The sequence below is a fragment of the Myxococcus sp. AM011 genome (assembly GCF_013372595.1).
GTDB classification, from domain to species: Bacteria; Myxococcota; Myxococcia; order Myxococcales; family Myxococcaceae; genus Myxococcus; species Myxococcus eversor.
Window position 1 is genome coordinate 25,289 of the sequence record NZ_JABXEM010000101.1, and the last position, 9,457, is coordinate 34,745.

Sequence of the window (9,457 nt, forward strand, 5' to 3'; positions counted from 1 at the left end):
CGGACTCAGACGCGGAACGACGTGGACAAGTCCTGGAGGCGGCCGAGCGTGGCGTTGATTTGAGTCACCGCCTCCTCCGCCGTCATGGTGGAGGTGACGACGTCCGCCATCATCGAGGAGAGCTGCGTCATCACCTCGGTCATCTGGGCGATTCCCGCGTTCTGCTGGGTGACGGAGGCGACAATCTGGCGCGCGGCCTGACTGCTCTCCTGCACCACCGTGGTGATTTCCTTCAGCGAGCTGGCCGAGGACAGCACCTGCTCGATGTTCTCCTCCATCTTCTCGCTGTCGCCCTCGGCGATGGACGTCGTCTGGCGGATGGCCTGGTTGATTTCGAGGAGAATCTTGCCGATGCGCTGCGTGCTCTGGAGCGACTGGCCGCTGAGCGCGCGCATCTCCCGCGCCACCACCGCGAAGCCTCGGCCCTCTTCACCCGCGCGCGCGGCTTCAATCGCCGCGTTGAGCGCCAGCACGTTGGACTGGTCCGCCAAATCCTTCACGCTGCTGATGATTTCGCCGGCGTGCACGGCCTGGTCGCTCAGGTGCGCGATGCTGCCCACCAGCGTGCCCACCCGCTGACGAATCTGCTGCATGCCCTCCGCGCTCTGCTCAATCGACCGCTGGCCCGAGGAGCTGAACGCATCCGCCTGCGCCGCCACCTTCAGCACCATCTCCGCGCGGCTGGCCGCCATGCTGGAGGTCTGCGCGATTTCGGCGATGGTGGTGCTCGCCTCGGTGAGGCTGCGGGACTGGTTGGTGAGGAAGGTCACCTGGTCCTGGCTCGCCTGCGTCAGCCGCGTCGCCGCCGAGGACAGCTCCGTCACCACGGATTGCAGCGTCGCCGGCACCTCGCGCAGCCGGTTGACCATGACCTGGAGACTGCGGCCCAGGTCCCCGATTTCGTCCTGTCCGGCCGTGTCGATGGGTTGGGTCAAATCCCCCTCGTGGGCGATTCGCTGCGCCACCGCCGTCAGCCGCGCCATGGGCTCCGCCACCTCGCGGTGCAGCCAGATGGACAGCGCCACCATCAAACCCAGGCACACCAGACACAGCGCCCCCACCAGCCACGAGGCCCCGCCCCCCAGCACCACCGTGAAGATGACCGCCAGGAACACCGCGGCGACGGCTGGAGACAGCATCACTTTCTGCTTCAGCTTCAATCGCACCGAGCCCCCTCCCTCTCAGCGACCCTCGAGAGCGTGCTGTGCCAGCTCATGTCGCCATCCTTCCGTGGGGCCCCGTGGACCCCCTGAAGTTCGGACGGACCGGTGATCCGCCGAAGCGCAGGATAGCCAACTGAACACTGGCTGCTAAGCCACCCCCAAAAGGTCATCCCACAGTGTCAGCCGAGGAGTTTCCACCAGTCTGGGTGGAAAAAGACACCACCCTTGGGTGGATCAACCCAGGGTGTCCAGGCGTCGGCAGCCGTCGATGCGGAGGACGAAGTCGGCGCCGAAGGCACCGGCGGGGGTGAGGGCGCCCGGAGAGGGCTGGGCGAGCAGCTCCTCCACGGCGTGGAGGGAGGCGCGGGCGGTGAAGAGGTAGCCCTCTGGAACTTCCAGCCAGGCCTGGGCGGAGCGGCCGTCGGGGGCGCGGGCCTGGGCATAGACCTGGGAGCGGGTGGACAGGCGCATGTCGGCGGTGGGGCCCTTCACGCGGGACTCGACGAGCTTCATCAGGCCGTCGCGCACCGGGCCGACCTTCAGGAGCTGGCGGAGGGCGGGGTAGGTCCACCGCAGGGCGCGGGCGGAGGACGAGGGGAAGGCCATGTAGGTGGTGATGTTGGGGATGCCGGTGGTGCGGAAGGCGGTGGAGAGGTCGCCCCAGGGGATGGGCATCACGGTGCGCTCGCGGTCGATGAAGCGCTGGGAGCGGGCGCCCTGTCCCATGGGGTAGGGCTGGAGGACGCCGTCGCGGCGGACCTTGCCGCCCTCGGGGAGCTGGAGGAGCGCGGACTTGGTGGTGCCGGCGCTGGCCTGGGAGCCGGCGGCGATGGCGATGTCCAGCTCGGTGGCGCCGGGGACCTGGTCGGCGACGTAGCGGGCGAGGCAGTCGGTGGGGACGACGTCGAAGCCGACGCCGGACATGAGCGAGACGCCGCGCTCCCTGGCTTCGGCGTCATGGCGGAAGGAGCCCTCGAAGACGGGAATCTCGCCGGTGATGTCCAGGTAGTGGGTGCGGGAGGCGAGACAGGCCTGGCGCATGGGTTCGCTGGTGTGGACGAAGGGCCCGGCGGCGTGGAGCACCAGGGGCAGGCCCTCCATGGCGGCGGCGAGCTGGCGGGCGTCATCCAGTGCGGCGGGACGGACCTCCAGGCCGAGCGCGTCGGCGAGGGGTGCCAGCTTCTCGCGAGAGCGGCCGGACAGCACGGGGCGGTGGCCACGACGCACGGCCTCCTCGGCGATGAGGCGGCCGGTGTAGCCAGAGGCGCCATACAGCAACCAGCGGGGAGTCGAGCTCGAAGTCGTCGTCACGGCCGGCGACGCTAGCAGGCGCGCCGGGCGCGGGCCGGCGTCTCAGTGGGCCCGCTCTGCTATCTGTCAACGGCTTCAACACTTCCCCTCTCCACACCGGAGGCATGATGCGGCGGCCTTGCTGGGCCCTCTTGCTGGGAACGGGGGTCGGCCTCTTTGGATGCGCGACCCCGAACCCCTTGGTTCGGGTTTCTCGCCGCGCGGACGGACTCCTCGTCGTGCAGGGCCCCGCCGCCGGACCCTTCGAAACGAAGGAGGAGCTGGCCCAGAACGCCTGTGAGCTGGTGACGGCCCAGCCAGGCGCCACCGCGGGCCAACTCGGCGTGGAGTATTGCGTGCTCTGGTACTACGCGAGGGACGCGCGGCAGTACTTCATCAGCTACCTGTCGGATGTCGGGGGAAACCGGGCGAGCGGCAAGAAGTACTGCGAGGTGCCGAGAGCCCGCGATGCGTCGCATCCGGGAGGCGTGTTTCTCCTCGGGCCCGGCCATGGCCATCCACATAGGTAGAGTCGAGGGGAACTGGGGTGACCTCAAGATGTTCGAAGGGCAGGACTGGCTGCCATGACGCGGAAAGCATCCATGCGACGAACCCTGCTCGCGGTCGCCTCACTCGGAGCCCTCAGCGGCTGCTCCTTCTTCGGCTACTACAAGCATGAGAAGGCGCGATGGGCTCCGCCGGAGCAGGCCCGGAACATCGACTTCCCTGATTCCTTCGAGACGGGTGTCCATCTGACGGGGCCCATGGCGTCGGCGATGGAAGTGGCCATGAGCGACTTCCTGCCTCCTGGAGGCAAGCTCAAGGGTCACCGCACCGACCCACGTCTGGATGAGTGCCTGTCGCGGCGAAGCACCTACGAGACCTTCATCCACCAGGCTCGCGACGACCTCTACTTCGTCCGGTTTTCACCGGTCCTGAGCCGCTGCGGCCTGGATGTGCCCATCCTGGACGGCGGCGCGGTCTACGCCGTCGACGGCCAGGGCCAGATTCTCGACGTCCACTGAGTCCGCGTCAGCGGCCTTCCTCCGGCCACCCCACCCTCACCGGGCCAGGGCGACTTCGGACCGGTGATTCACGTGCGCGTCCTCGACGCACACAAGCAGCGCGCGCAGGGCCGATGGAGACGGCGCCGTCAGCAGCGCCTCGCGCAGCCGGGCGTTGCGCAACAGCGCGCCGATGCGCGCCAGCACGCTCAGGTGCAGCCCCGCCGTGTCCGGCGGCGACACCATGCCCACGAAGATGCGCCCTCGCTCACCATCGGGCTGGCCGAAGTCCACGCCCTGGGGATGGATTCCCACGCAGGTGACGATGCGCGGCACGCCGACGAGCCGACAGTGCGGCACCGCCACGCCCCCCACCATCGCCGTCGAGCCCAGTTGCTCGCGCGCCAGCAGATGCGACGCCAGCTCCTTGGGGGACACCCGCGCCCGGGCCGACATCAGCCCCGCCAGCTCATTCACCACCCCCACCCGCTCGCGCGCCTCCAACGTCAGGCGGACAGCTTCAACCTCCAGGAAATCAGTCCACCGCAGCATGGCTCACCTCCTCGGGCGCACCGCCACCTCCCGAGTCGGCGCAGAGATGTGTCCACCACCGCGATTCCGCATCCCTCTCCTGTCTTTCTTCGAGCCCACTACACACTTCTCTCCGGTTATTCGGGGTCAGTCGCTTCGACCCCGCCCCGCTCGCTTTTTCTCAACCTCGTCGAAGGCACTCCACCTCTCACCGCGTCATCGAGTGAGGACCGCGAGCGCACCGGGAATCGCGGCCCGCTCCACACGCCTCGCCAACCTCGGACCCGCTCGGGCCCATGTCCGCGCGAGACATCCGCCTCGCCCTCCAGGGCAGCCCCCCTCACCGGGCGTGAGCGGGCTCGTTGGGAAGCGGCAGGTGCGCCTCCTCCGCGCTGACGAGCAGCGCGCGAATCGCCCCGGCGGAGGGCGCGGCCAGCAGCTCCGCCCTCAGCCGCGCATCGCTCAGCAGCGTCGCGATGCGGGAGAGCACGTTGAGGTGCAGCCCGGCAGTGTCCGGCGGCGACACCAGCCCCACGAAGATTCGCACCAGCCCGTCCTCGGGCGCGCCGAACGCCAGCCCGCTCCGGTGGATGCCCAGGCAGGTGACGATGCGCCCGGCGCGCGCATGGCGACAGTGCGGCACCGCGACGCCTCCCTCCATCGCCGTCGCGCCGAGCTGCTCGCGCGCCAGCAGGTGCACCGCCAGCTCCCGCTGGGGAACCCCCGCCCGGGCCGACATCAACCCCGCCAGCTCATGCAGCACCTCCACCCGGTCTCTCGCGTGCAGCGACAGGCGGATGGCCTCCACGTCCAGGAACTCGGTCCACCGCAACATGCCTTCCTCCCAGGGCGGGCACCACACCGCCCGCAACGCCACTCACTCGCGGGGCACCGGCGCGAAGCCCGCCGCGGCCCTCACCCCATCGCCGCCACACGCTCGCGCCCCGACAGGACGATGCATGCGGCCAGCACGCGCGCCGTGAAGGCATCCCGCTCGTCGTCGTCGAAGGCCCGCGCGAGCTGCTCGGGGTCGTCATCCAGGAACAGCGTGGAGCCCAGCCGGTCATACACATGCTCCAGCACGCCCCTGCAGCACGAGCACCGCCGAGCGCCATCCAAGGCATGTTCAGCACGCGCCCGGGCCTCGACCAGCCGCTCCACGCCCAGCAGCCGCACCGCCTTGAGCGGCGCCTCACCAGGCGACGGACCGACCTCCCCGGCGGCCAGCGCGTGGAACAACGGCAGTGACATCACGAAGCGGGGCAGCCACATGGGTCCTCCGTGCCGGGCCCTCATGACCCGCCGCACGCGCCCTCCCATCGCATCCGCCGTGCCACCTCCGCCCCGCGCCAGGGGCTCGGAATCCCGAGCCTTTTCCCCAGCGGCCTCCAACGGCACCGTGCAGACCGCAACCCGAAGCCCCTCGCCGCCCGGCACATCGCGAGGTCTCCTCCGTGCCCGCTCGCCTGCCCGCCCATCCGCTGTGGCATCCTGCGCGCCCATGAAGCCCCTGCACTCCGCCCTCCTCCTCTGCGCGCTCGTCTGCGCCTGCGACGACGACTCCGTCCCGAACACTCCGGACTCGGGCACCCAGGTCGACCGCGGCCCCCGCGCGATTCCCCTCGAAGGCGACCCCAACGGCCTGTTCTGGGACGCCACCACGCAGACGCTCTACATCGCCGACGACCAGAACCACCGGCTCCTCAAGTACCGCGATGGAGAAGGCGTCTCGGTGGCGGCCGCGCTGCCGGACGCGCCCGCCAACAGCCCCAACCTGGGCGAAGTGGTGCGCATGCAGGACGGCACCCTCGTCACCGTGCGCTTCGGCTTCGGCAACGCGGGCGCGGTGCTGTTCGTGCGTCCGGACGGCACCCCGGGCACCGTGCCGGGGCTCCCCATCAACCGCCGTCGCATCGGCCTCACGGTGACGAAGGACGGCCGGCTGCTCGACAGCTACTTCGTGCGCAACAACAACGTGAACGTGGGCTCGGTGGCGCACGTCACGCTGGAGGGCACCGAGACGGAGCTGGTGGGCGCGCTCCAGAAGCCCGTGGGCGTGCTGGCGGTGGAGGACTCGCTCTACATCTCCGACCAGGTGGCCGGGAAGGTGTACCGCTCCCCGCTGTCCAACCCCTCGGAGCTCACGACGCTCGCCACCATTCCGGAGCCGGACCTGCTGGCCCTGGGGCCCGGCGGCGCGCTGCTCACCGGCACGCGGCAGGGCACGGTGCTGCGCATCTCCACCACCGACGGCGCGACGTCCGCGCTGGCCACGGGCTACCAGCAGGTGCGCGGGCTCGCCTACGACGCCGTCAACCGCCGCATCTTCGCCGCGGACCACGACGACGACGAGACGAACGGCACCACGCACTTCCTCCAAATCATCCCGGTCGACTGATGCGCCCGACACCGTGGTTGTTGCTCTGGGGGCTGGCCTCCGCGCCGGCGCTCGCGGACGAGGCATGGCTTCGGCCGACGCTGGTGGGTGAGCTGGACTACCGCCAGCACGCCTCGGACGTGGAGGGTTTCGACGGCTTCACGCTCGCGCGCCTGCGCCTGGGCGCCGAGGCCCGTCCCCTTCCCTGGCTGGTGGCGCGCGGCGTGGCGGAGTGGGCCCAGGAGAAGCCCGCCCTCATCGACGCCTTCGTCGCGGTGACGGTGCTGCGGGACGTGCGGCTGTCGCTCGGCTTCAACAAGACGCCGCTGTTCCCCAGCGCGCACGACGAGCACCTGGAGGCCCGCGCCATCCCCGAGCTGTCGGGCCTGGCGCAGTCCTTCTGGCCTCGGCGTGACCTGGGGCTGGAGGCGCGGTGGACGCCGGCGAGCCTGCCGTTGGAGACCTGGGTGCGCGTGGGCAACGGCTCGCGCAGTCCGCTGGGCAATGACAACCAGCTGCCCGCGCTGGACGTGCGCGTGGACGGCAGGTGGGGTCGTTCGGCGGGAGTGCTGGAGTCCCCGTGGGGCGTGCGCGTGGGCGCGGGCGCGCATGTGGAGAGCGCCTATGACCGCGCGGGCATCGGCGGCATCGGACCGCAGGGCTTCGTCTACTACCGGCCGCCGCCCGTGAGCGGAACGCGCACCGTGACGGAGGCGCATGCGCGCGTCGACATGGGGCCGGTGCGAGTGGCCGCGGAGGCCGCCGCCGCGTGGGAGCGGCGCTCGCGCGACACGGATGGAAACCCGGGGACCCCGCGCGAGGCCTTGCCCGAGCTGAAGAGCCAGGGGGCGTCGCTGGAGGTGTCCTGGGTGGCCTGGGGACGGCCTCGCGACGACGGCCCCCTGTGGCCGCAGCCGAAGGACGATGTCTCCCAGTCCCTCCAGGCGCTGCGCGAGGGCCAGGTCCCCGAGGGCGCGCTGGAGGTGGCCGCGCGCGTCGAGCGACTGTGGCTGGGCCGAGGCGCCTCGGATGTGCAATCCGGTGGCGCGTCGAGCGCGTCGCTCGCCGTGCGCTGGTGGACCACGTCCTTCCTGGGCGTGGGCGTCGCGGGGTATCTGCAGCGCTACGACACGGCGCCGCTCGAGGAGCCGGACCGTCGAAACTCATGGCTGGTGCTGGCGCGCACGACGGTGAGCTTCCACTGACGTGACGCCAGTGAGCGCCTCCCGGTCATCACGTTCCGGGGGGCGCTGCTTCAGCGCAAGGCGCCCATGCGGCGCGGGGCACGCCGATTCAGCGCAGGGCACGCCCGTGCGGTTGGGCCTGCTCGCGACACGCGCCCTGGCACTCGGGGAAGAGCAACAGGAAGCGGGCCTGCTCGCGGCAGCGCGGCACCAGCCCGGTGTGAAGAGGGGCCGAGCACAGACGCTGGAAGCTGGCCCACGCATCATCGAACACGGCGGCACGGCTTTCGGGCTCCAGCGTCAGCACGGCGCGGCGCTCCGATGCCAGCCAGCCGACCATGGCCGCCAGGGCCACTCCCAGCCCGAGCATCCACAGCAGGTCCTTCCACCAGGGACGCGCCAGGGAGGCGGGCTCCGGCTCGGTGACGGGGTCAGGGGAGGAGGACTCGACGGACAGGTGCGGATGAGGACGCATGACGGCGACTCCAGGGGCAAACCCCGTGCCGCGCGGTGGAGCAGGTCTTTCGAGGGACTCGAGCGCCTCGAAGCTCCGCGTCTGTTGCATCCAGCAAGCTCGCCCGCGCGAAGCCGTGCATCTCGCAAGCCTCTCCGAGTCGAAGGCTTCAGCGCACGGCGTTGCGCAGCACGGGCTCCAGCTCCTGACGGCACGCCTCGTCACACTCGGAGAAGCGGAGGATGAACTCCGCCTGCTTCTGGCAGCGCTGGAGGAGGCGGGGGCCGGCGTCGCCCAGGCACATGAGGTGGAAGCTGTCGCGCGTCTCCTGGAAGAGGGCTTCGCGCTGGGCGGGGGACATGGCGTTGATGGCGCGGTTCTCTCCGCCCTGGAGATAGCCCCACACGACGGCGAGCACCGCCAGCACGACGCCCAGCGTCACGGCCTGGCGGACGCGCTTCTGGTTGCGGGTGGGGGGCCTGTCACGGGTGAAGATGTTGTCCTCGGCACCCTCGTCGTTCCCGTTCAAACCCATAGGCCCCTGTTCCACCGCAAACCGGGGACCAACGCCAGCATTGGTTGCGTCCGGTGTGTTGCAGCCTGCACGAAAGGGCCGGGTCCAGGTTGCGGACCGCACGACAGGGGTGGCGGGGGCGGCGTGGAAGTCCCCGTGAGGACTCGCGTCGTGCGGGACGCACGGCGGGGCTCGGGTGATGCACTTAGGATTGACGCATGGATGCAAGGCAGGAGCAGGGCCCCGTTTCAGGGGAGCGCCCGATGCGGGTGCTGGTGGTGGACGACGAGCGCAACATCCGTCACACGCTGAGGGTGTGCCTGGAGGGGTTCGGCTGCGAGGTGCGCGAGGCGGCCACGCCCGAGGCGGCGCTGGCGGCGCTCGCCCAGGGGCCGGCCGACCTGGCCTTCGTCGACCTGCGGCTGGGCACCGCGAGTGGATTGGATTTGCTGCCGAGGCTGCTCGCCGAGTCGCCCAACCTGGACGTGGTGCTCATCACCGCGTACGCGACGTTCGACACGGCGGTGGAGGCGGTGCGGCGGGGGGCGCGGGACTACCTGCCCAAGCCCTTCACGCCGGCGCAGATACGGCATGTGCTGGACCGCTCCAGGGAGCACCGTGCGCTGTCGTCGCAGTTGGAGAGCCTGGAGGGACAGCTCGCGCAGGCGGTGCCGGAGGCGACGCTGGAGACCAGCTCGCCGGTGATGCACGCGGCGATTGGACTGGTCTCCCGCGCGGCGACCTCGGATGCGGCGGTGCTGCTGCGCGGCGAGAGCGGTACGGGCAAGGGGGTGCTCGCGAGGGCGTTGCACTCGATGAGCGCGCGGCGGCGGCGGCCGTTCGTCACGGTGAACTGTCCGACGCTGTCGGAGCAGCTCCTGGCGAGTGAGCTGTTCGGCCACGTGCGGGGGGCCTTCACGGGGGCGGTGAAGGATCAGCC

The 9,457-nt window shown here is 70.6% G+C and carries 12 protein-coding genes; 5 read left to right on the forward strand and 7 right to left on the reverse strand.

Going from position 1 to position 9,457, the window contains the following annotated elements; all coding sequences use genetic code 11:
• Positions 1-5 precede the first annotated feature (5 nt).
• Together HUW62_RS21730 and HUW62_RS21735 are read right to left on the reverse strand one after the other, a co-directional pair.
• Positions 6-1,166: a methyl-accepting chemotaxis protein gene (locus HUW62_RS21730; RefSeq protein ID WP_240356634.1), complete on the reverse strand. Its 1,161-nt coding sequence runs from the start codon at positions 1,164-1,166 to the stop codon at positions 6-8.
• A 231-nt stretch (positions 1,167-1,397) separates the two neighbouring features.
• Positions 1,398-2,474, reverse strand: coding sequence for a saccharopine dehydrogenase NADP-binding domain-containing protein (locus tag HUW62_RS21735; RefSeq protein WP_176435497.1), 1,077 nt, complete (start codon positions 2,472-2,474; stop codon positions 1,398-1,400).
• A 218-nt stretch (positions 2,475-2,692) separates the two neighbouring features.
• Between HUW62_RS21735 and HUW62_RS21740 the strand changes: the two genes are divergently transcribed.
• Both HUW62_RS21740 and HUW62_RS21745 read left to right on the forward strand, forming a co-directional pair.
• On the forward strand, positions 2,693-2,983 hold the full coding sequence (locus HUW62_RS21740; protein WP_217911472.1) for a hypothetical protein: 291 nt from the start codon (positions 2,693-2,695) through the stop codon (positions 2,981-2,983).
• Positions 2,984-3,055: 72 nt separating this feature from the next.
• Complete coding sequence (locus tag HUW62_RS21745; RefSeq protein ID WP_163867771.1) at positions 3,056-3,478, forward strand: hypothetical protein; 423 nt, start codon at positions 3,056-3,058, stop codon at positions 3,476-3,478.
• A gap of 36 nt (positions 3,479-3,514) precedes the next feature.
• Here HUW62_RS21745 and HUW62_RS21750 read toward each other — a convergent pair whose 3' ends face one another.
• From HUW62_RS21750 to HUW62_RS21760, 3 genes are all read right to left on the reverse strand, one after another.
• Positions 3,515-4,009, reverse strand: coding sequence for a PTS sugar transporter subunit IIA (locus HUW62_RS21750; protein ID WP_163867772.1), 495 nt, complete (start codon positions 4,007-4,009; stop codon positions 3,515-3,517).
• A gap of 319 nt (positions 4,010-4,328) precedes the next feature.
• Complete coding sequence (locus HUW62_RS21755) at positions 4,329-4,823, reverse strand: PTS sugar transporter subunit IIA (RefSeq protein WP_163867773.1); 495 nt, start codon at positions 4,821-4,823, stop codon at positions 4,329-4,331.
• Between the two features lie 80 nt (positions 4,824-4,903).
• The gene (locus HUW62_RS21760; RefSeq protein ID WP_163867774.1) at positions 4,904-5,260 is read right to left on the reverse strand and encodes a hypothetical protein; all 357 of its coding nucleotides are present in this window, start codon (positions 5,258-5,260) and stop codon (positions 4,904-4,906) included.
• A gap of 229 nt (positions 5,261-5,489) precedes the next feature.
• Between HUW62_RS21760 and HUW62_RS21765 the strand changes: the two genes are divergently transcribed.
• Together HUW62_RS21765 and HUW62_RS21770 are read left to right on the forward strand one after the other, a co-directional pair.
• The gene (locus HUW62_RS21765) at positions 5,490-6,386 is read left to right on the forward strand and encodes a YncE family protein (protein ID WP_163867775.1); all 897 of its coding nucleotides are present in this window, start codon (positions 5,490-5,492) and stop codon (positions 6,384-6,386) included.
• Positions 6,386-7,570 carry a hypothetical protein gene (locus HUW62_RS21770; RefSeq protein ID WP_176435499.1) on the forward strand — a complete coding sequence of 395 codons (1,185 nt, stop codon included), beginning with the start codon at positions 6,386-6,388 and terminating at the stop codon, positions 7,568-7,570. Before HUW62_RS21765 ends, HUW62_RS21770 begins: the two co-directional genes overlap by 1 nt.
• An 88-nt stretch (positions 7,571-7,658) precedes the next feature.
• On the opposite strand, the gene HUW62_RS21775 is transcribed toward HUW62_RS21770, so the two are convergent.
• Together HUW62_RS21775 and HUW62_RS21780 are read right to left on the reverse strand one after the other, a co-directional pair.
• The gene (locus tag HUW62_RS21775; RefSeq protein WP_176435500.1) at positions 7,659-8,024 is read right to left on the reverse strand and encodes a hypothetical protein; all 366 of its coding nucleotides are present in this window, start codon (positions 8,022-8,024) and stop codon (positions 7,659-7,661) included.
• A gap of 148 nt (positions 8,025-8,172) precedes the next feature.
• Entirely contained in the window at positions 8,173-8,538 is a 366-nt protein-coding gene (locus HUW62_RS21780) for a hypothetical protein (protein ID WP_163867778.1), read from the reverse strand.
• A gap of 242 nt (positions 8,539-8,780) precedes the next feature.
• Between HUW62_RS21780 and HUW62_RS21785 the strand changes: the two genes are divergently transcribed.
• The coding region (locus HUW62_RS21785) for a sigma-54 dependent transcriptional regulator (RefSeq protein ID WP_176435502.1) at positions 8,781-9,457 on the forward strand (677 nt) is incomplete at its 3' end.

Excerpts from the sequence above, each read along its gene's own strand:
- HUW62_RS21745 (WP_163867771.1), top strand. The coding sequence starts at position 3,056 with ATGCGACGAACCCTGCTCGCGGTCGCCTCACTCGGAGCCCTCAGCGGC.
- HUW62_RS21750 (WP_163867772.1), bottom strand. The coding sequence starts at position 4,009 with ATGCTGCGGTGGACTGATTTCCTGGAGGTTGAAGCTGTCCGCCTGACG.
- HUW62_RS21755 (WP_163867773.1), bottom strand. The coding sequence starts at position 4,823 with ATGTTGCGGTGGACCGAGTTCCTGGACGTGGAGGCCATCCGCCTGTCG.
- HUW62_RS21760 (WP_163867774.1), bottom strand. The coding sequence starts at position 5,260 with ATGTGGCTGCCCCGCTTCGTGATGTCACTGCCGTTGTTCCACGCGCTG.
- HUW62_RS21765 (WP_163867775.1), top strand. The coding sequence starts at position 5,490 with ATGAAGCCCCTGCACTCCGCCCTCCTCCTCTGCGCGCTCGTCTGCGCC.
- HUW62_RS21770 (WP_176435499.1), top strand. The coding sequence starts at position 6,386 with ATGCGCCCGACACCGTGGTTGTTGCTCTGGGGGCTGGCCTCCGCGCCG.
- HUW62_RS21775 (WP_176435500.1), bottom strand. The coding sequence starts at position 8,024 with ATGCGTCCTCATCCGCACCTGTCCGTCGAGTCCTCCTCCCCTGACCCC.
- HUW62_RS21780 (WP_163867778.1), bottom strand. The coding sequence starts at position 8,538 with ATGGGTTTGAACGGGAACGACGAGGGTGCCGAGGACAACATCTTCACC.